At 40.7% G+C, this 19,922-nt stretch carries 18 protein-coding genes; 7 read left to right on the top strand and 11 right to left on the bottom strand.

Translation table 11 applies throughout. From position 1 onward, the window contains the following. Positions 1 to 90 precede the first annotated feature (90 nt). Positions 91 to 957 (top strand): DUF808 domain-containing protein, encoded by an 867-nt coding sequence (locus IM797_RS23640; protein ID WP_194129682.1) that lies wholly within the window; start codon positions 91 to 93, stop codon positions 955 to 957. 180 nt (positions 958 to 1,137) lie between these two features. Further along, on the top strand, positions 1,138 to 1,617 hold the full coding sequence (locus IM797_RS23635) for a universal stress protein (protein ID WP_194129681.1): 480 nt from the start codon (positions 1,138 to 1,140) through the stop codon (positions 1,615 to 1,617). A gap of 15 nt (positions 1,618 to 1,632) precedes the next feature. Here IM797_RS23635 and IM797_RS23630 read toward each other — a convergent pair whose 3' ends face one another. From IM797_RS23630 to IM797_RS23605, 6 genes are read right to left on the bottom strand one after another with little or no spacing between them, the layout of a single operon-like run. Further along, positions 1,633 to 2,343 carry a hypothetical protein gene (locus IM797_RS23630; protein ID WP_194129680.1) on the bottom strand — a complete coding sequence of 237 codons (711 nt, stop codon included), beginning with the start codon at positions 2,341 to 2,343 and terminating at the stop codon, positions 1,633 to 1,635. A 3-nt stretch (positions 2,344 to 2,346) separates the two neighbouring features. Continuing rightward, complete coding sequence (locus IM797_RS23625; RefSeq protein ID WP_194129679.1) at positions 2,347 to 3,342, bottom strand: hypothetical protein; 996 nt, start codon at positions 3,340 to 3,342, stop codon at positions 2,347 to 2,349. A gap of 7 nt (positions 3,343 to 3,349) precedes the next feature. Then, a complete protein-coding gene (locus IM797_RS23620; protein WP_194129678.1) occupies positions 3,350 to 4,834 on the bottom strand; it encodes a hypothetical protein in 1,485 nt (494 codons plus the stop codon). A 4-nt stretch (positions 4,835 to 4,838) separates the two neighbouring features. Further along, entirely contained in the window at positions 4,839 to 5,348 is a 510-nt protein-coding gene (locus IM797_RS23615; protein ID WP_194129677.1) for a hypothetical protein, read from the bottom strand. Further along, positions 5,345 to 5,830, bottom strand: a complete 486-nt coding sequence (locus IM797_RS23610) for a hypothetical protein (RefSeq protein ID WP_194129676.1) — start codon at positions 5,828 to 5,830, stop codon at positions 5,345 to 5,347. Before IM797_RS23610 ends, IM797_RS23615 begins: the two co-directional genes overlap by 4 nt. A 56-nt stretch (positions 5,831 to 5,886) precedes the next feature. Next, on the bottom strand, positions 5,887 to 6,210 hold the full coding sequence (locus tag IM797_RS23605) for a DUF4870 domain-containing protein (RefSeq protein ID WP_194129675.1): 324 nt from the start codon (positions 6,208 to 6,210) through the stop codon (positions 5,887 to 5,889). Positions 6,211 to 6,432: 222 nt separating this feature from the next. On the opposite strand from IM797_RS23605, the gene IM797_RS23600 reads away from it, so the two are divergent. Together IM797_RS23600 and IM797_RS23595 are read left to right on the top strand one after the other, a co-directional pair. Next, the gene (locus IM797_RS23600) at positions 6,433 to 8,229 is read left to right on the top strand and encodes a hypothetical protein (protein WP_194129674.1); all 1,797 of its coding nucleotides are present in this window, start codon (positions 6,433 to 6,435) and stop codon (positions 8,227 to 8,229) included. Positions 8,230 to 8,277: 48 nt separating this feature from the next. Continuing rightward, entirely contained in the window at positions 8,278 to 8,979 is a 702-nt protein-coding gene (locus tag IM797_RS23595) for a metallophosphoesterase (protein WP_194129673.1), read from the top strand. A gap of 55 nt (positions 8,980 to 9,034) precedes the next feature. Here the strand turns inward: IM797_RS23595 and IM797_RS23590 are convergent, their stop codons facing one another. The 3 genes from IM797_RS23590 to IM797_RS23580 all read right to left on the bottom strand — a co-directional run bounded on the left by IM797_RS23590 (position 9,035) and on the right by IM797_RS23580 (position 11,340). Continuing rightward, positions 9,035 to 9,808 (bottom strand): hypothetical protein, encoded by a 774-nt coding sequence (locus IM797_RS23590; protein WP_194129672.1) that lies wholly within the window; start codon positions 9,806 to 9,808, stop codon positions 9,035 to 9,037. Between the two features lie 86 nt (positions 9,809 to 9,894). After that, on the bottom strand, positions 9,895 to 10,398 hold the full coding sequence (msrB, locus tag IM797_RS23585) for a peptide-methionine (R)-S-oxide reductase MsrB (RefSeq protein ID WP_194129671.1): 504 nt from the start codon (positions 10,396 to 10,398) through the stop codon (positions 9,895 to 9,897). Positions 10,399 to 10,503: 105 nt separating this feature from the next. Then, a complete protein-coding gene (locus IM797_RS23580) occupies positions 10,504 to 11,340 on the bottom strand; it encodes an AraC family transcriptional regulator (RefSeq protein ID WP_194129670.1) in 837 nt (278 codons plus the stop codon). Between the two features lie 80 nt (positions 11,341 to 11,420). Between IM797_RS23580 and IM797_RS23575 the strand changes: the two genes are divergently transcribed. The 3 genes from IM797_RS23575 (at position 11,421) to IM797_RS23565 (ending at position 14,788) form a co-directional block, all read left to right on the top strand. Continuing rightward, positions 11,421 to 12,872, top strand: a complete 1,452-nt coding sequence (locus IM797_RS23575) for an MFS transporter (RefSeq protein ID WP_194129669.1) — start codon at positions 11,421 to 11,423, stop codon at positions 12,870 to 12,872. 65 nt (positions 12,873 to 12,937) lie between these two features. Further along, complete coding sequence (locus IM797_RS23570) at positions 12,938 to 13,345, top strand: hypothetical protein (RefSeq protein WP_194129668.1); 408 nt, start codon at positions 12,938 to 12,940, stop codon at positions 13,343 to 13,345. Positions 13,346 to 13,372: 27 nt separating this feature from the next. Then, positions 13,373 to 14,788, top strand: coding sequence for a PLP-dependent aminotransferase family protein (locus IM797_RS23565; RefSeq protein WP_194129667.1), 1,416 nt, complete (start codon positions 13,373 to 13,375; stop codon positions 14,786 to 14,788). A gap of 94 nt (positions 14,789 to 14,882) precedes the next feature. Here the strand turns inward: IM797_RS23565 and IM797_RS23560 are convergent, their stop codons facing one another. Beyond that, positions 14,883 to 16,637 (bottom strand): RagB/SusD family nutrient uptake outer membrane protein, encoded by a 1,755-nt coding sequence (locus tag IM797_RS23560; RefSeq protein WP_194129666.1) that lies wholly within the window; start codon positions 16,635 to 16,637, stop codon positions 14,883 to 14,885. Between the two features lie 2 nt (positions 16,638 to 16,639). Then, positions 16,640 to 19,903, bottom strand: coding sequence for a SusC/RagA family TonB-linked outer membrane protein (locus IM797_RS23555; RefSeq protein ID WP_194129665.1), 3,264 nt, complete (start codon positions 19,901 to 19,903; stop codon positions 16,640 to 16,642). Between the last annotated feature and the right edge of the window lie 19 nt (positions 19,904 to 19,922).

Raw genomic sequence — 19,922 nt, 5'->3', positions numbered from 1 at the left:
TAATTGGCTAATTTATTTCAAGATATCACTGGATTTACCATGGAAATTCAAAATCGTATTTATATTTTGCGGCCTTATAAATAGATCAACATGGCTTCAGGTTTTTTTGCGATTTTAGACGATATAGCTGCTTTAATGGACGACGTTGCCGTAACTTCAAAAGTTGCAGCAAGCAAAACAGCGGGTATATTAGGAGATGATCTGGCGGTAAATGCAGAAAAAGCAACTGGTTTTGTGTCCTCAAGGGAATTGCCGGTACTCTGGTCAATCACCAAAGGCTCTTTGTTGAACAAGCTGATTATTGTACCTATCGCTTTGGTTCTGAATGCATTTTTTCCGGTAGCCATTAAAGTCGTCCTGGTACTTGGCGGATTTTATCTGGCTTATGAGGGGGTTGAAAAAATCATCGAATACTTTTTTCACCATCCGGAAGCCAGTCACCAGAATGTTGCCGAAACAAATCAGGATGCTGCAGTTGCAGAAAAGGCCAAGGTTAAATCTGCAATCATGACCGATTTTATCCTATCCATAGAAATCGTGATTATTGCTTTGGGGAGTGTTTTAGACCAAACGCTCGTCATACAGATTGTTACAGTTGCTATCGTTGCTTTATTGGCTACCATTGGAGTTTATGGTATAGTAGCTTTGATTGTACGAATGGATGATATGGGTTACAAATTAATTGCGTTTGCAAAAGGAAAAGGTTTTTTTGCGGGAATGGGAAATGTACTCGTTAAATCGTTACCGATTATGATCAGGGTGCTTAGCGTTGTAGGCACAATTGCCTTAATCCTGGTGTCGGGCGGCATATTTGTACACAACATTCCATATTTTCACCACATATTTCCAGGGATACCTTCCATTGTTAAGGAATTTGCATTTGGTCTATTGGCCGGCCTAATCCTGGTAGCCATCATGATGGGCGTTAAAAAGATCGTTTCATTGTTCAAAAGATAAAGGCTTAATTAAGAAACGTGTATTAAAATCCGGCATTATATTTTTTTCGTTAGTACAGCTAACGCAACAAAAATAATGAGGACAATCAACCATCAATGTAATGCTTGTCATATTTTTGGCTAAGTATGTTTCCGAAATTAGCAGCTTAAATTATGTGATCTTACGCAAAAGCATCCTTTTATGAAAGCTAAAGTAAATAAAAGCACCATTTTAGTACTTACCGACTTCAGCAGTTCGGCACGTAATGCCGCCGATTATGCACTACAATTGGCAGAAAAGTTTAATGGGGACCTGCTTTTGTTTCACTCCTACTTCATTCCAACATCTGTTTATGACAGCTGGCCAAGTAAAGATTATCCGGCAATTTTACAAAAAAGTCTGGACAGGCTTCAGGATGAAGCGAAAAGACTTGAAAACTTATTGAGCAGGCAAGGAAGCACGTTTTTACCACATATTGATTATGTGACTGAAGGCGGTACTGTTGCCGAGAATGTGATGGAACTGGTAAAACAAAATCCAGGCATTATGATGGTGGTTATGGGTGGTTATAAAGCACACAATAATGACGATTTTCTGTTTGGAACTGCCATAAGTGAGGTTTTAGGTAAAGCAAAATGCCCTGCAGTGGTTGTACCGGAATGTGAATTTGCCGCCATTTAGTTTTTGTAAACATGGTCAGTTCCGGCTAAACCTCAGGATATCTCCATTTGTGTTAAAATCAATGGAATAACTTTCCCGGCTGCCGTTAATGGTTATTGGATACCAACGGATGCGTTTATTCCATACCGCAGCGTAAACATGAGTGACCGGTTTAGCGCCTTCAACTTCCAGCGCTTTTTGATTGTAATTTCTTGCCAATGTAAATGCTGTAATAAACCGAATGCTATCCAGCGGCACCATCCTGCTTTCAACATGATCCCTGGCCGACAACTGTACCGGGCTCGGCGCAGACCATTGGCCTTCTTTATAATGATATTGATCTACATATTCAGGATTAGCAGGATGTCTCAGCATGACATTGATACTCCCGTCGTCGTAAAAATGAATACCCTGATAAATGAAAATCTCCTTCCCTGCATATTGCGGCAATTGCCTTAGTGCGGCCTCTGCATTTTTCAGCTCCCGGTCATTAGCAAGAAGCTGCTTACTTTGACCATCTACATGGATTTCGATATGCTGACTGGTATGTGTTTTAATGATTGAGTTAGCCATCGTGACCTGTGAATCAATGATTTTCTGAATATCAGGCATTTGAACTTCTTTTTTTACAATCTTTTTGGGCAAGGTATTGCGGGGATGCAAAGTCTCCTGAATGCTTTTGTTTACATGGTTACAGCCGTAAACAAAAAACAAACAAATGCTGGTAAGGGCTAAAAGGTATTTCATAGCTTAATCGTTTAATTCATCTAAATCATCAGCAAAAGCAATACGTTTGGGATCTTCCGGAAGGTAGAAGATGGCCAATTGCTCCTGCCTGGTTAAGTCCAGTTGAAGTATGCCAATCGTCTTTTTTAAACTGGTACGGTGTAAATGGCCTCTGCCATCAGCATATTCCAGTTCGAATTTGATCTGAGGCTGTTCATTGATGTATACTCCGGTTTGGCTGGCATTCATTAGTTTGGCTGAAGCCCTGCGTCCTTTAAATTTAATTAAGGTTAGTTCACTAACTTTTGATACATATCGCTTTAACAATCTTGCCAGAATCCGATATATAAAAAGTATAACAGCACAAACGAAGAGTGGATGTCCAAAGCTAATAAAACGCCAGCCAGCTCCATGGCTTTCGTCCTGATAGGCATAAACATAGTAACCTGTTACCAGCCCTAAAAAGGTTGCCCAGCCTAAAATTTTAAGTAAAAGCACCGGTATGTTCAGGCTCACCTCGGTACTTGCAAAAATAAAATAAGGCTTGCGCTTCATATCTGGATCAAGTAACAGCTCTACCCTTTTACCTTTTTCAAACCGGCGCTCGTAAGGCCTGGCATCATTTACCGTAGTCTTTACCACAATGGTGGTATCTGCAAGGTTTTTAAAAGAAAGTTTTAACGCATAACTGTCAATCCCGGTACCCTTAGCGGCTATGCTTTCTGAAGCTAATATTTCGGCCTGTCTGCGTACGCCTCCTGACTTAATTTGTTCGATATTCCGTTTTTCTATCAGAACAGAGACGATCCAGTTTTTGAAATATCCGATGAACAATAGCCCCCATAAAAAGACAGATATTCCGAGGACAATCAGCGCTGTGACTGGACTCCCGGAGATCAGCGCTGCACTTTCAGTACCATCATGAGCACTGTAATAAATGATCATGGGAAAAGGTATGGCAAAAAAGATCAGGTAGATGAGCCAAAAAATATTCCATATGCTGATTAAGGTTCGATTCATATCCGTATCACTTAAGTGAGGTTTCCCAATGCCAGAATGCATCAGTATACTTTTCTTCGGCCGTGTCTATCACGTCTTCGTAAGGCGCTTCCGTAGGTGATATGCCAAAATTGGCTTGAAGCCAGTTGATGTAATTTTCAATATGATTGCTGGTTGCATAGTTATCACGGTCGTTACTTAGCTTCACGGTTTCGCCATCCAGTATAGGTTCAATGTCATAGGTAAGGAGACGGAAGAGCTGTAATACATGCTCCGCAATTACACTGATTCCATTTTCTTCATCCAAAACCAGTACTGGCATATCTTTGGTTTCTTTTCCTTTCCCTTCATCCCATAAAGCGTAAATGGCGCCGAAACTGGTGGCCCTGGCAAAAGGTATCAAGGCGTTTTGAAACTGTTCATCCTGTTTCCATTTTTTTAAAACGGAGGGATCATATCCGCGCAGTAAAAAATACTGGGCATAATTGGGATGGTTTTGCTGGAAATCGAACAACATAGCCAATTCTTTTGGGAGGGCTCTACCCCGGAAGTTGTTTTGGAAGGCTGTTAAAGTCCGGTATTCTTGCAGATTTCCAAACCCTTCTTCTACATCAATACCATATTTGATTAAAAAATCATAGAGACTGTCGGCAAATTGATCATTGGCTGCCCTGATGATGAGATCAGCTTCCTGATCGGTTTTGATGGGCGTTACCCCTATAACGGTTTTGATCCATTGTAAAAAAATGCTTTTATGTTCGCTTTCATCGCTATTGTTTTCACTTTTATAAAAATAGGCGGACTCCCAACCTACCGTAATCTCCACATCGTAACTGAGTAGCCGGATAAATTCTTCGGTATTTTTTGCAACAAGATGGATTCCACCCTCATCACCGAAAACAACAATCGGGCATCTGTCAAGTTTCTCGTTAATCACCCAAATGGCATAAGTACTCCCGCTGGCGTTTGCTTGTGCAAATTCTATGAAAGCATGAAGAAAACTTTCTTCCTCGGTATAGGTTCTTAGTCCGGTCTTATCAATTACATCCAGATAAAACCCATCAGCATACGTTCCCTGGCCATATTCTTTTTCAAATTCCAGTAATTTTTCCAGATCGTATGGAACTCCATATATGCTGAATTGATTTTGAAACTGTACATCTGCTTTTTCCTGATGCTCAACGTAGTCTACAATTTGAGTCCAGATGTGCCAGGTAAAGCTTTTAATCGATTCCGGGCTGCCTGCCTCCAGGCTTTTAAAACTTTCCTGCTCATTTTCCCTGTAAAATGTAAACAGGAAACCAGATTCGATGCGCATGTAAACAGTTAGCCCATTCGGACCTGAAATGAATATGCTATTGCCCATATTTGTTCCTTCAGCATCTATGTATGGTTTCTTTATATTGATGTCTGTGTCTCCCAGCTCCAGATCGAGCCCACCGTGATCATCAGCAGGAACGACTGCCGAGTTGATGATCCTTGTGAAGTTATTGATATCAAAATCGTAGTTCATAAGCTTAGTTTATCTTTTGAATTGGGTTTGCGTATAGAACATGGTATATTTTAACCAGTACTTCAGTTTCGTAATGTTGCTGCTGGCGTTGACCGCTAAGGCTGCCTGAAAAATAATCGCTAATGGGATAATTTTTCCCATATCTGTCGTTCTGTTTCGACAACACATAATGTGGCTCACAATTATCGGTTTCGAGCAGAATACAGGCTTCATCGAAGTTCATCAATTTCCGACTGAACAATCCGGGCACCTTCTTGTATACTTTTCTGTGTTTCAGATCAAATACATAAGTAAGCTTAAGTCTGAATATAAAATCATATAGTGCATAGGCTGCACAAAAGATACCAAGGCTAATCAATAATCGGTATATATCCGTGTTTATCTTAAGTAAATGGGCCACTAAAACAGAAATCAGCGCAATAAAGGTACAAATCATGATCTTCTGCTTATAGTTCTTATTGGGTTGCAGGCTCATCTTTTGGCTGTCGACGATGAAAGTCCAGGATGTTTTCATTTTGAGTTTAATTGACTACCATTTGCCATTTCCAGAATTCTGGCTGTTTCGTCTACTACATTTTGTAATGGTCTGGTTACAAACATGGTTTGATGCAGTAGCAAATTGAGCCTTTTACCTTTTGGGGCCAGAATCAATGTCGCGGTGGCATTGAGCGTGATCAAAAACCGTTGCTTAGAGATGAGAAAACTATCAAAATCATCAAAATGAAACTGCTTTGGTTTGGTAAAAAAGAACGATTGGGCGGTGATGGTACGGTTCTGCACATCAAAAGTAGTGGTAGCACCGGCACGCATCAACAGCAGCACACCCAGGATACCCAACAATGCCATTAGCCACATGCTACCCCTGGTATGCTGACCATAGGTAAAGGCAAGCACAGCTCCAGCTAATAAAAGAATAGCAAAAGTATAGTATAAGGCACGTTGCGGTATTTTAATATAGGTATTTCCGTCCTGAATAAAATATTTAAATGGTTCCATATCATTTAGATTGAATGTTTTTTTATTTAGCTAATTTTTTGCCTTTATTGAATGTATTAAGAAAGAAAGGCAAATTTATCTTCAAAGATTTTGCCGATTAAGGGAACCGGCTTTTTGGCCATATTGGCTGCGTTGATGATGCCCATAACCCATAAAACAACGATTACCCAGCCGAGCAAACCTAAGACATGAAGGCTTGGCACCAGGTATGCGATTACATTGAGGGCAAGGCTAAAGATGATGCTCACGATTGCCAGGCCCAGAGACTGCTTTAAATGATACTTAAGCAGGTCATCTGCTTTGTCCTTTCCAAGTAGATAAGCAACCAGCCATCCAATTAGCGTGATGTAGGATAGCATAGATAATGTTTTGTTGTCCATTTTAGTAGTTTTAATTTCGCTTTATTGCTGGAACAAAGCTCTGATCTGAGGCCGTACCAGACAAGTTTTGATAGACTACAAAAGATCTACCAGCATCAAAAGGTGCGTCTACAATGTGTCTACAGTATTCTATACAAATTTGATTGTCAGCAGATTAAACAATTTCAGACTACCTACATTTTAAACGACTACTTATCAATTTATCATTAAATTTGGGGACCTATGAAAACGTTGCTATATAAACTACCCATTCTCTTCTACCTGCTATTATACTTCCCGGCCCAGGCTCAGAACGTGTTGACAGATAGCCTGAATTCCGTGTTGAAAAACCCGTCTCTGGGCAAAAAGGAAAAATCTGAACTGTTGAACCAATTGGCGGAATTGTATCGGATCAATAAAAATTATCCGCTGGCTGAAACGACAGCGAAGCAAAGTGCTGACATCTCAATTCAAGCTAAAAATTACCTTGAGGCTGTAAAGGCCTATACTTTGCTGGTCAACATCAAAATCACTACCGGGAAATTGTCGGCAGCTAAGCACAGCAGCGATTCTACCCTAGCCCTTGCAAAACAGGCCAATAACCCAATAGCAATGGCCTATGCCTACTATACACAGGTATTGATTTACAAAACACTGGATGATAAACAGCGCGTAGTCGAATTTTGTAACCTGGGTTTGAAAGCGCTGGAAAAGACTCCCGATCCTTACATTGCCTCCAGAATATACTACAGGCTTTACGCAGTCTACTCTAGCTGGAATAATGAGGAAAAAGTAAATTTATACGCTGCCAGGGCAACTGAAAACGTTTTAAAAATCAAAGATTACAATCATTTAAGTAATTGCTATACTGCATTGTCAGTAGCACATGAATACAACTATCAAACCACTAAAAACCAGGCAGAGCTGGACAGTGTTTTATTTTACCTGCAAAAATCAGAAAAGCTTTACCTGCAATATCCCGGTCATGTAGCCAATCATACTTACGCCATAGCCTGTATTGATCTGGCCAACTTTTACCTCAGATATTTCCCGCAGACAGATAAACAAGCAAAAGCACAAGCCATCCGTTATGCCAATACCGCTATATCGGCATTGAAAGGCATTTACAATAGCCAGGAAGTATTGGCCAGTGGTTTAGGCATATTGAGTGAATATGCGAAGCTGGAAGGCGATTATGGGAAACAGGAAACTTATCTGTTGAGTGCTTATGAAGTGATTAAAACCGGTAAGCCGGTTTATTATCATACCATGTTGAATGTAGTCCAGGCGCTGGCTGATTTCTACGACAGAAAAGGTGAGCTGGAGAAAGCAATCAGGTTTCAAAAGGAAGTAACCGAATATACCCAGAAGAGTTTCAATGAAGAACAGGCATTAAATGCTCAAAAGCTGGAAATCCAGTACGAAACTGAACAGAAAAACAACGAGGTTATGTTACTTAAAGAAAGGGAAGAAAGTCACAAGCAACAGAATTACCTGTACGCTTGTATTGCTATCGCTTCTATTTTTGGGCTGTTGTTTATGTTTCGTTCTTATCATTTCAAGCTACGTTACGCTTTGCAGCGCGAGAAACAGCTGGAGCTTGAACAGCAGTTACTGGAAACGAAGCAGTTGCAATTCAAAAAAGAGGCCATGGCCAATGCATTACAATTGGCGCATAAGAACCAGATGTTATATGACATTAAAGAAAAGCTAAATGATGGTGATCCTGTAAACATCAAAAAGATATGGAAAGAGGAACAGGTTATGGATCAGGATTTTGAAGATGCCAAGATGCAGATCCAACAAGTTCATCCGGATTTTTTTAACCTGATCCAAAACAGCGCAGAAAAAAAATTGAGTCCGCTGGATTTAAAAATATGTGCTTATATCTACCTTAAAATGGATACACGTCAGATTGCACAGCTGATGCACGTAGAGGCTAAAAGTGTAAGGATGAGCAAATATAGGATTAAGCAGAAGCTGGGGCTGGGAAAAGAAGAAGATTTGAATATTTATTTACAAGCCATAGGAACGACCTAGTTGAAGATATTGAAAACATTTTGATACCTTAACTGTCCTTAATTTCAGATGAAAAATCCGAGAACATTTGTAACAACAGATACGCATGGCGAACTGGACAAGCTCATTTCCTGTTTAAATCAAGCTGATTTTAATTACGAGCTGGACACGCTGATCCATTTAGGTGATTGTGTAGACCGTGGACCGAACAGTGCCGGCGTTGTAGATCTATTGTTAAAAATCAAACACCTGGTCGCGATAAGAGGAAATCATGACTCCTGGATGCAGCAATTTATTGAAACAGGAACACACCCGGCGCCATCTTATTTCAGTGAGACCGCCAATTCTTATGTTAAGGATTTGGGCGGAAAACTACATCCCATACTCGTTCCGCAGTCCCATCAAGCGTTTTTCAGAACCCAGCGGAACTATTATATTGATGCGCAGAATCGACTTTTCATTCATGCTGGTTGCCGACTGGATGAACGGATTGAAGATCAGGATAGTGACGAATTTTATTGGAACAGGGATTTGATGAAAAAAGCAATGTCGGCGAAAGCTTCCGGAGTGCATTTGAAAGACGTCAATAATTTTAAGCAGATTTTTATTGGGCATACACCTACACAGAATTGGAAAATGGGAGGCGAACGAATTGGTAAACCCATTTATGCCGCACAAGTTGTTGATTTGGATACCGGAGGGGCATATGGTTATAAAATTTCCCTGCTTGACATTAGTACGGATGAACATGTATTGTATCAGGATATTTGAACAGACTAAAGCGCAGCCTGAAATAAATTCATGCTGCGCTTTAGCTTAAAGTAATTTACCTGTTGTAGGCGTCGATGGCATTTTCCAAATGCCTTGTGCTTGACATTTGAATAAGCGCCCCGCCACCTCCCAATGCAGCTCCCAGTCCCAACAGAACAAAGCTAGCCGTAAAATTGCTTTTCTTAAACCCGAAGTCTGAATTTCCTTTGCTAAAACCGCCGGGACCAAAACTCCCCCGATCAGGCATTTTGTCTTTGCTATTGGCCAGGAATGATACAAATCCGGCAATGACCGCTGCGCCTGCGCCAACATACATGATTTTAGCAGTATTCATACTTTTCCGATACCCTTTAAGTAGATCCATACTCTCAGGATGGTCGGCCATGTCACGGCTTAAATTGTGGTAATTTACCTTTTGAAGGTCATTCCATCCCTTATTGTAAAACATCCTGGTGTCTACGGCCTGAGGTCTGTTCTGTCTGTATCGATAACCCCGGTCAAAAGCATAAGGATCGTAGCTTGCTTCCTGAAAAAGATTAATCCGACCTTCAATGACACGTTCAGAAAACGTGTTTTCACGGGTTAAATTAAACTTCCTGGTGTTTGCAAAAAAGCCATCTTCATTGCTCATAAATTTGACCTGATCTGTTGTGATGCGCCTTGAGTCGGCCCTGATCTGCCAGGAACCATAAATATCTGGCCTTAGCCTGATCTTTTGGGCGTAAATCACAGAATCGGAATAGAGGTAGACGAAGTTCCTGGACTGGTCTACCTGGGCGCTGGCATTTAAGGCATAGCAAGCCATCGCCATGATTAATAATTTTTTCATAGAGGTATCATTTGTGTGTAATCAATACTACACAAATTCCACTATAAAGTTGATTTGTAAAGGATAAAATACAATGTTATGCCAGGTTATTTCCCGGGCCCGTCGGGCTCAAAATCTAAAGAGATGGAGTTCATACAATATCGTTTGTGAGTTGGCGCCGGACCATCATCAAAAATATGTCCCAGGTGCGAGCCGCAGCGACCGCAAAGCACTTCAGTACGCTCCATTCCTAGGGAATTGTCTTCCTTGTAAACCGTATTGTTCTTTCCTATCGGCTCAAAAAAACTTGGCCAGCCGCAGGTACTGGCAAATTTAGCATCCGATTTAAACAATATATTCCCGCAAACGCGACAATAATATGTGCCCTTGGTTTCGGAGTCCCAGTATTTACCGGTAAATGCCCTTTCCGTTGCCGCTTCTCTCGCTACCGCATATAAATCAGGTGGTAGAATTTTCTTCCATTCTGCATTGCTTACTTTCAGTTTTTTAGTATCAGTTCTGGAATAATATGGATTTTTAATGGCTTGTGTTTGTGCATAAGTTCCGCTAAAGAACAATACAAGTATTAATGAATTTAATATCGTTTTCATAACCTCTGGATTTATACCATAAACGTAAAAACAGCACAATAGATTTTTGTATTGCAGATTTTCGAACTAAAAAGACAATTGGGTTACAAGTCTACCCCAGGTTAGTTAATCCATTCGGTACTGCATTCGATATACCGTCAGGCTTACCTCTTTCTGTTTTTTAAAGAACTTATTGAGGTGACTCTCGTCAGAAAAACCAAATTCATCAGCGATTTCATGCACTCTTTTATCACTGAATTTCAATCTGAATTCGATTAAGCGGATTTTATAATTGGTGATGAACTGCTGTAAAGTTTCACCACATTGATGCTTAAAATAACTTCCTAAATAAGTATCAGAGAGTCCGAACCGAGTTGCGATGACAGGGGCTTTTATTTTTTGAGGAAAACAGATATTTAACTGAATGTAATTGATAATTTCTATGATCCTTTTGTCGGAACTCTTATGCAATCCCGGTGGGCGCATCTTGGCCAGATTTCTTGCTGCAATGACAATTAAGGCATTCATATAATGCCTGGACAGGTCTTCCTGATACATGTCTTTATGGTTGAGGCAATGCAATAATGACGCTGTAATCCCTTTTACCAGGAATTCATCAGCCCTGCATTTCAAAATACAGCCGGACAGATGTGATGAGTAATGCAATAGACACTCAATGTGGTCGATACTTTGCCACTGATAATCATTTACATAATTGCTATTGAATTTAACCAATAGAAACTCAGAAGTTGTGGAAATTTCAAAAAAATGAGCGTCAGCAGGGGTCAGCAACATCAAGTTGCCGGCCTGATAAGGCATCTGGTTGCCATTGATGTGCAGCGCACCGGAACCAGAAATGACAGAAACCAATTGGAAGAAAGTCAATTGCAAGTCTTTTACAGGGCATTCATCTACCTTTTGATAAATGACCTCATAATTTTGATAAAGCATCTCTTTCCTCATCTCGCAAATCTACCTATTTATCACAGAATTGTACCGGATAGAAACAAATATATCAGTTTATTTTTGTCAAAAAACTTCTCATGTCATTTACCATTCCACAATTAATTAAAAACAGGATCGCACTTTCAGCGATCTCCCTTTCCTCCCTGATGTTCGGCCTGGAAATATCCAGTGTTCCTGTGATTTTGCCAACCCTTGAAAAATTGTTACACGGTAGTTTTAAAGACATGCAGTGGATCATGAACGCGTATACCATAGCGGTGACTACGGTGCTCATGGCTACCGGAACATTAGCCGATCGTTATGGCCGTCGTTTGTTGTTTATCATCAGTGTTATTTTATTTGGCATAACCTCATTAATATGCGGTTTAACCGCAAGCACCTCCGTACTCATTGTGGCCCGATTTTTACAGGGAATGAGCGGCGGTGCAATGCTCATCTGCCAGGTTTCAGTGCTTTCGCAGCAATTCCAGGACAAGCGGGCGCGCGGTAAAGCATTTAGCATCTGGGGGATCATTTTTGGCATCGGCCTGGGTTTCGGCCCCATAATTGGTGGGGTAATTGTGGCTGTGTCGAGTTGGCAGTGGGTTTTTCTGGTCCATGTTATACTCGCAGCAATTACCTTGATCCTAATTTTAATGGGCGTAACCGAATCGAAAAACCCGGCAGCCGGTAAAGTTGACCGAATTGGGATCCTCACACTTTCACTAGCTGTTTTTGGCCTTACCTATTACATTACTCAAGGTCCGGATCTGGGCTTTGGATCAGTTAAAGGATTCAGCATTTTATTCGCATCGATAGCCAGTTTTATATTATTTGTATATACAGAGTGCCGGGTAGCAGCGCCCATGTTTGATTTTTCGGTATTCAGAAACACTAATTTTTCTGGTGCATTGCTGGGCTCTATGGGTATGAATTTTAGTTATTGGGCATTTATGATTTATCTGCCCATTTACTTCCAAAGCGTTTTAGGATACGATAGCGTTACCGCAGGTTTTTCACTTCTGGCTTATACCTTGCCTACGCTTATTTTTCCTCCCTTAGGTGAATGGCTGTCTATGCGGTACAAACCCGGGTATGCCATTCCAATCGGGTTGTTTACCATTGGTCTCGGTTTCTTTTTTATGTATTATGGATGCAGTTTGGAACAGCCCAGCTGGCTCAGCATATTGCCTGGTGCTATCATTGCAGGTGCTGGCCTGGGCATGACCAATACGCCTGTCACGAATACGACAACAGCCGCTGTTCCTGTAGCGCGGTCGGGCATGGCTTCCGGTATAGATATGAGTGCAAGAATGATTTCCCTTGCGCTAAATATTGCCATTATGGGGTTTTTAATGGTTTCAGGAAATGCAAAATCCGGAACAACAATTTCAGCAGAACTTACAAAACCTGATTTGGTATCTGGATTTCAACTGATTATACTTTACGCAGCGACGAGTGTAAGCATACTTGCCACAATTAGTTTATTGATTTTTAAACCATGGAAAAAAGCGGTGACTTGCAGCCATACATCTGTACCCATAATTTAAACCAATTTTGTATCTGTACACCTCACCTACTTAGGGGTAATTTTGTGTCATAAAAGATGTTGATTATGGCAGCACAAAAAAATGACCCGAAAGAATTAAAATTCAGAGGCGTATACCTCGGTGATTTAAAATCAATAAAAGCGCTTTATTTAGGAAATGAGAGCACTAAAAACCAAATGATTTGTGAAAACGAGTTGAATGAACAATTTGGGATTCCACTTAATGTGGTAGAATGGAATAAAAGAATAATTGCTTACTCGTTTGTAAATGTAGATGCGCAAACGAAGCCAAGGATACAGTTGAGAATTGCGGAGGAATTTAGCGCGATGAATATTGCAGCTCAGCTGACTGATTTTACCATCAGGAGTCATGAAGGTGTATATGGACTTAACGGTGGCGATGCCTTTTCAGATACTAAAAGTGTGCAAAATTCAATCCGTTCCTTTGTTGACTGGATGAACCAGTGCAATTAAATGATTTATTGATTAGCTTTACTAAGCATGGCAAGAGAAGTTTTATACCGGAAAATTGCGAATACCATAGAAGGTCAGATTGCCTCTGAAACTTTAAAAATCGGAGATAAACTACCTTCTATCCGTACCGTACAAAAAATTTACGAGGTGAGTTTAAATACGGTTAAACAAGCTTTTTTGGAATTGGAAAGTAAATCGCTTATCGAATCCCGGCCAAAATCAGGCTATTATGTAAGCCGTTCTTTTAGCAGAAGGCTGGCGGTGCCATCCGTAAGTACGCCTAAATTATCAGAAAAAGCATACCAGCCGGAGGATTTGATCAGCAGGGTATTCGATACCTTGTCGGATAGCAGCATTACTAAATTTTCACTGGGTGTGGCTGACAATAGTATGGTGCCGATTGCAAAATTGAATAAGAGTATGCTCAAAGTGCTCCGCAGCATGAGTGATAGCGGAACCGCTTACGAACCTGTGCAAGGCAGTGTTAACCTGAGAAGAAACATTTCTAAATGGTCTTTTGTATGGGGCGGACAATTGGTAGAAGATGATATTGTGACTACCTCCGGGGCTTTGAATTCCATATTCAATTGCCTTTTGGCAGTAACCCAACCTGGCGATTGCATTGCCATAGAAAGTCCGATTTATTTCGGAATACTTCAAATGATACAATCGCTGGGTTTGAAAATTATAGAACTTCCAACCAATCCGATCACAGGTATTGAAATTGAGGCCTTAAAAAAGGTCCTTCCAAAAATCAAAGTTTGCTTGCTTGTCAGCAATTTCAACAATCCGTTGGGGAGCTGTATGCCTGACGAACATAAAAAGGAAGTCGTTCGGATGCTCGCCGCCCGGCACATCCCCTTAATTGAAGACGACCTGTATGGAGATCTTTATTTTGGAACTTCCAGACCAGCGCCTTGTAAATTGTACGATGAGGAAGGTTTAGTGATGTGGTGTGGTTCTTTTTCCAAAACACTCGCGCCCGGGTATCGTGTGGGTTGGGTTGCCCCCGGAAAATTCAAAGACAAAATCATTCGCCAAAAAATGCTGCAAACCATTTCTAATCCACCATTGCAAGCCGAGGCGATTGCTGATTTTCTGGAACATGGCCGATATGACCATCACCTCCGTACCTTAAGAAGTAAGTTATATAGTAATTGTCTGCAATATCAAAGGGCTGTAGAGGATTATTTCCCGGAATGCACCAAGATATCTAAACCTCAGGGTGGCTTTGTGTTGTGGCTGGAACTGGATCAGGGGATTGATACTGCAGCGCTTTATGAAACAGCCATCAAGCATAAGATCAGTTTTGCACCGGGCAGAATGTTTACCCAACACAATCAATTTAACAATTGTATGCGCTTAAACTTTGGTTTAAAATGGGACAAACAATTGGATTTTGACCTCAAAAAGCTTGGGCAGATTGTAAAAAACAGTTTATAAAATTACTTAAAGAGCCTGTATCACGATGAATGATCAGGCTCTTTAATGTGTTGCATCTTCCTGAATTTACTTCAGGATGTAAAGGATATCAGTTTTAATAGCCGAAATTTTGCTTAAGCTCTTTAGTCACATCCAATGTTGTTTGTGGAATTGGGAATATCCTTCTGAAGGGCTGCGTAGTGGGTTTAGCACTAAAGGGCTTTTCAAACTTTCCAAAACGAATCATCTGAGGCCTTCTGTACATTTCCCAATAGCTTTCAAAAGCCATTTCTTTATACAAAGTAGCTTCATCAAGAACGGATATGGCTACGCCGCGTGCATTGTTATAATATGCTTCCCTGGTTCTTGATGTACGTAATCTGTTGATATCTGCCAGGGCAAGATCTGTTTGTCCTTTACGGAAATAAGCCTCGGCCCTTAATGTATACATGACGCCCAAACGGAACAGCGGAATGTCTACGTTACTGGAGCCATTGCCGTCTCCAGGATCATACTCAAATTTAAATACCCGTGCTCCCCTATTGATTTGATCCTGTGCAAATATTGCTTTTGTAGGGTCGTCAAAATTCAACTCCGGTGTAAAGTCCATTTTAGTCCCACTGCTTTTTTCCATATACAGTTCTGAAACTTTAATTCTATTGCCAACCATTTCAAAACCACCAGCGGGAGTCAATTTGGGCCCGTATTGTTGCCCAACCATAATTCCGCGGTTAAAATGGAACCATGGCTGGCTTGTACCTACAACAACATCGCTGGCTGGTACACTGCCTTCAGCATCATTGGTAAACCAGGTACCATCAGCATACTGATATTTCCTTGAAAACCTTGGATCGTCATGATTGCCATTCCAGCTGGCATAAAACTCCGGAGAAACACAAGCTGCATTGGTGCCCCTGTTTACGGGAGAAGGTCGCTGATTACGCTCTACACATACATACGCAAAAGAATTTGATCCGTTTCTAATGCGGTCTATCTTTTGTGAAATCACAAAAATAAGCTCTGGTCCTGCTGTGTTATTGATGGAAAAACTATCAAAATAATTGGTAGCCAGTCCAAATTTACCCCCATTGATCAACAATGAGGTGTAATAAATTACCCGATCCATATCCGTATCATTACCATTGACGGCTTTTTCAGTAAAATTGAACGTTGCCGCATAGCGATCCTTATATACTGCGCGGTTCAGATACATATTTGCCAACAGACCATAAGCAGCTTCTTTGGTAAACCGGCCGTTGTGTGTAGATTGTGTGCCTAAAGTTGCCAGGTTAGGAATTAATCCTTCAACTTCTGTGATCAATTCATCGATAGCTGTTGCTGCCTGTTTAATTTCTAAAGGTGCTTTTTCATTTAGCGGATCACGATAAGGAGCCTGTCCATATAGATCGAGTGTTGTATACGTATAATAAGCCAGCAAACCTTTGGCTTCTGCCAGGTAAAGACTTTTTTGTGGAACGTCACTGTTTGTTGCCTCTTTTATGGCAGTTAAAGACTTGGTGACACCACTGGTCAGGTTATTCCAGTTGTCGGTTACGATCGCATTATCAGGGGCCCATGTAAACTCATGCATGGATCTCCATTTACCGCCATCCCCCCAATCACTACCACGAGTAGCCAATAATGCTTCATCTGTAGTGTACTCCTGTAGTGCAAACACACCTCCATGATCGACAAAGGTACTTTTCCCCAATCTATCATAAGCTGAGGCCAGCGCACTGGCAGGGTTTGAAGCATTCTCACCCAGAACTTCATCCAGCACCACCTCGTTAAGTTTGGTGCAGCCTGTTAAAGCCATGGTCGCTGCTAAAACCAATAGATGTTTAGCTTTGAATAATGTATTTAATTTCATGTTTATAATTTAATAGTTAAACCAAAAAGGAATGTTTTAGCAGGCGGATAAGCAGTATAATCAATACCTTGCGACTGGTTACCATCTGTTGCTTTAGGACTGTTGATCAAAGGATCATAGCCACTGTAATTGGTTATCGTAAATAAGTTTTGTCCGGTAACATATACGCCAAGTCCCTGGAGCCATTTGACCCCTTGAAGTTTGAAATTATATCCTAACCTTGCAGAATTCAATCTTAAAAAGTCTGATTTTTCGAGATAAAGCGTTGACAACACTTGTGCATTTGCGGGGTTAGCACCTGACTTATAATACTTTTCAGAGACGTTTCTGTCAGAAGCCAGGTTATTTATATTTAAAGCATTTAAACCGGTATTGTTAAACAGGTAACCGCCTGTCTGACCGATGAAAGAGAAAGAGAAATCAACATTTTTATAATTCATCTGGCTGTTAAATCCATAAGTGAACTTAGGAAGTGCACTTTGAACAATGATTTTATCTCCGAAAATGTCTTTACCATTGGCATCAAATCCTTTGTGCTCAGCCATGTAGAAAGATCCCGCTGCATAGCCGTTTTTATAAATATTGGCCGTTACACCGGATAGCCCCGGTCCGGAAACTGCTCCGCTGAGGATCTGAGATACTGGTAAACCCTGTATCTTATTGTTTAATGTTGCTCCGTTGGCATCAACAGACCAGTTAAACTTGTCTGTATTGAAAATTTTAGTACCCAACATCACTTCCAATCCTTTGTTGACAATTTTACCGTCTATATTGACCCATATTTTTGGCGTTGGGCTCAATACAGGAGATGGAATGTATAAAATTGCGTCGCTTGTCTTTTTGTCAAAGTAATCCAGGGTACCGTATACTTTTCCGTGCAGCAATTCAAAATCAACACCGATATTCAACTGCGATACCACTTCCCATTTCAGATTTGGATTTGGCGTTCGTTTAATTAAAACCCCGTTCACCAGGGCCAGATCATCATTTAAATAGTAACCATCCGGAGCGGAAAGTGCATAACTAGCTTTAGTAATTTTGTTCTCTACTTCCTGGTTACCGGTTTGTCCCCAACTTGCCCTTATTTTCAGGTCGTTAAGCAAACTACTGTTTTTAAGAAAATCTTCTTTGGAGATGTTCCAGCCCAGGGCAAAAGAAGGAAAATATCCATATTTATTATTGGCGCCAAAACGCGTAGAACCATCGGCACGTACAGAAGCAGTTAAAAGGTATTTGTTATCATAAGCGTAATTGAACCTCGAAAAAAATGATTGTAACTCATTTAATTGCTTAAAACCATTTAAACCAGTTTGCTTACCGGCAAATCCAGGATTATTTTCGGGCAAAACACCCTGGCCCTTTTCGCCTATACTGAGCACATTATACCCATTTCCCCCTCTTTCAAATTTCTGATAAGAAAAACCTGCGAGTGCTTCGATTTTGTGTTTTTCTACCAGCAGACTATAATTGAGGTAATGTTCCATCAAGGTACTTTTGGAATTCAGATTGTATTTGATGTATTTACCATCTGTACTGATGTCTGTCTTGTTGGCGAAAATTGTGGTATTTCTTTCTCCTAAAGAACGGTCTATACCCAGGTTAAATTTATATTCAAGACCTTTTACAATTCTGAAAGACAGATCCATATTGCCCAGCACCCTTAGCGTACGGGTAATGTCCCTGTAAATATCGAGCAGATACGCAGGATTGTAATGGGCATTCATCTTAAAGTTGGTGTAATTTCCATTTTCATCGAATACCGATCTTGTTGGGTTAGCCATTAGGGTGTGAATGATCAACTGTCCGTTGGATCCACCGTCATCACTGGTTGGCACGCCCAAATCCCTGGTTTCACTGGCGGTTAAGTTGACACCGATTTTCAGCCGTTGATCATCCAGAAAAGATTCTGATGCATTGATTCTTGCCGATGTTCTTCGAAATTCACTGTTTTTCACAATCCCTTCCTGATCCATCTGGGCTGCAGACACATAGTAGTTACCGGTATTGGTTTGTTTAGAAAAAGCAACAGAATTGTTTCTTGTTTTAGCTTGTCTGTAAATTACATCCTGCCAATCTGTGTTGCCACCATGATCGTAAGCTCTATATTTATCACCTAAAGCATTAATTGCGTTACGGTATTGATCTGCTGTTAATACTTTTAGCTTATGTGCAAGCGAAGAAATTCCCAGATAAGAATCCACGTTAAAAGTACCTTCACCCTTTTTACCTTTCTTAGTGGTTACAATAACAACACCATTAGAACCCCTTGCTCCATATATCGCCGCAGCCGAAGCATCTTTCAATACAGAAATCGACTCAATATCACTGGTGTTTAGAAAGTTGAGCGGATTTTTCGATCTTGAACCACCTAAACCTACATCTTGTCCGCCGGGACTTACATCATCATTGGTTAAAGGAACACCGTCAACGACAAATAGCGGTGTACTTCCACTACGGATGGAACCGACGCCCCGGATGGTTACATCCACACCACCACCTGGCTCGCCAGTACTGCTGACCACTCTTACACCAGCAATTTTACCCTGCAAAAGATTATCCGCAGATACCACAGCACCTTGTCGGAAGTTTTTTTCATCCAGTTGTGCAACGGCACCGGTAACGTCTTTTTTGGTTTGTTTACCATAGCCAACAACCAATACCTCTCCTAAGTTTGACGCATCAGGCTCCAGGTTGATCGTAAGTATATTTTGATCTATACTGATGCGTTTGCTTTTATATCCAATGAAAGAGACATCTATAATTTTGCCTGTAGCCACTTTAATTTCAAAAGCTCCGATTGCGTTGGTTACAACGGCATTTTTAGTACCCAGCTCCCTGACTGTCGCACCGATCAGCGGGAGCCCTTTTTCATCCAGAACTTTTCCTTTTACGGTATGCTGAAATGCAGCGGCCTTTACAACCTGCTTTGCTTCTTTATTTTTACTGATCAATACCACATTATCGCGTATGACGTAGTTAAAATCAGCAGCTTCAGAAAGAGATTTGAGTAATTCATTTAGTGGTTTGCTGTAGGTGACCACATACGTTTTTTTGTCGGCAATAATCTCTTCGCTATAACTAAACTTATAGCTGGTTTGCCTACTGAGTTGCGAAAAAATGTTGACCAGCGTCTCATTTGCTGATTTTATTTTCTCATTTAAAGGCTTATTATTCAAGGTTTTTGCCTGTCCTTCTTGTATAAAAAGAAAAATAACAGCCAGAAAACACATTCTTTTTAGGGTAAAAAAAGTATATTTATAATGCATATTAATTTATTAATCAAGT

This window comes from Pedobacter sp. MC2016-24, assembly GCF_015223055.1.
GTDB lineage: Bacteria > Bacteroidota > Bacteroidia > Sphingobacteriales > Sphingobacteriaceae > Pedobacter.
This window is presented reverse-complemented; position numbering and strand designations above follow the sequence as displayed.

Bases quoted from the DNA above. Each gene is read 5' to 3' on its own strand.
- IM797_RS23620 (WP_194129678.1), bottom strand. From the start codon at position 4,834: ATGAACTACGATTTTGATATCAATAACTTCACAAGGATCATCAACTCG.
- IM797_RS23610 (WP_194129676.1), bottom strand. From the start codon at position 5,830: ATGGAACCATTTAAATATTTTATTCAGGACGGAAATACCTATATTAAA.
- IM797_RS23580 (WP_194129670.1), bottom strand. From the start codon at position 11,340: ATGAGGAAAGAGATGCTTTATCAAAATTATGAGGTCATTTATCAAAAG.
- IM797_RS23590 (WP_194129672.1), bottom strand. From the start codon at position 9,808: ATGAAAAAATTATTAATCATGGCGATGGCTTGCTATGCCTTAAATGCC.
- IM797_RS23615 (WP_194129677.1), bottom strand. From the start codon at position 5,348: ATGAAAACATCCTGGACTTTCATCGTCGACAGCCAAAAGATGAGCCTG.
- IM797_RS23605 (WP_194129675.1), bottom strand. From the start codon at position 6,210: ATGGACAACAAAACATTATCTATGCTATCCTACATCACGCTAATTGGA.
- IM797_RS23565 (WP_194129667.1), top strand. From the start codon at position 13,373: ATGGCAAGAGAAGTTTTATACCGGAAAATTGCGAATACCATAGAAGGT.
- IM797_RS23630 (WP_194129680.1), bottom strand. From the start codon at position 2,343: ATGAAATACCTTTTAGCCCTTACCAGCATTTGTTTGTTTTTTGTTTAC.
- msrB (WP_194129671.1), bottom strand. From the start codon at position 10,398: ATGAAAACGATATTAAATTCATTAATACTTGTATTGTTCTTTAGCGGA.
- IM797_RS23625 (WP_194129679.1), bottom strand. From the start codon at position 3,342: ATGAATCGAACCTTAATCAGCATATGGAATATTTTTTGGCTCATCTAC.
- IM797_RS23560 (WP_194129666.1), bottom strand. From the start codon at position 16,637: ATGAAATTAAATACATTATTCAAAGCTAAACATCTATTGGTTTTAGCA.
- IM797_RS23600 (WP_194129674.1), top strand. From the start codon at position 6,433: ATGAAAACGTTGCTATATAAACTACCCATTCTCTTCTACCTGCTATTA.
- IM797_RS23640 (WP_194129682.1), top strand. From the start codon at position 91: ATGGCTTCAGGTTTTTTTGCGATTTTAGACGATATAGCTGCTTTAATG.
- IM797_RS23570 (WP_194129668.1), top strand. From the start codon at position 12,938: ATGGCAGCACAAAAAAATGACCCGAAAGAATTAAAATTCAGAGGCGTA.
- IM797_RS23635 (WP_194129681.1), top strand. From the start codon at position 1,138: ATGAAAGCTAAAGTAAATAAAAGCACCATTTTAGTACTTACCGACTTC.
- IM797_RS23555 (WP_194129665.1), bottom strand. From the start codon at position 19,903: ATGCATTATAAATATACTTTTTTTACCCTAAAAAGAATGTGTTTTCTG.
- IM797_RS23575 (WP_194129669.1), top strand. From the start codon at position 11,421: ATGTCATTTACCATTCCACAATTAATTAAAAACAGGATCGCACTTTCA.
- IM797_RS23595 (WP_194129673.1), top strand. From the start codon at position 8,278: ATGAAAAATCCGAGAACATTTGTAACAACAGATACGCATGGCGAACTG.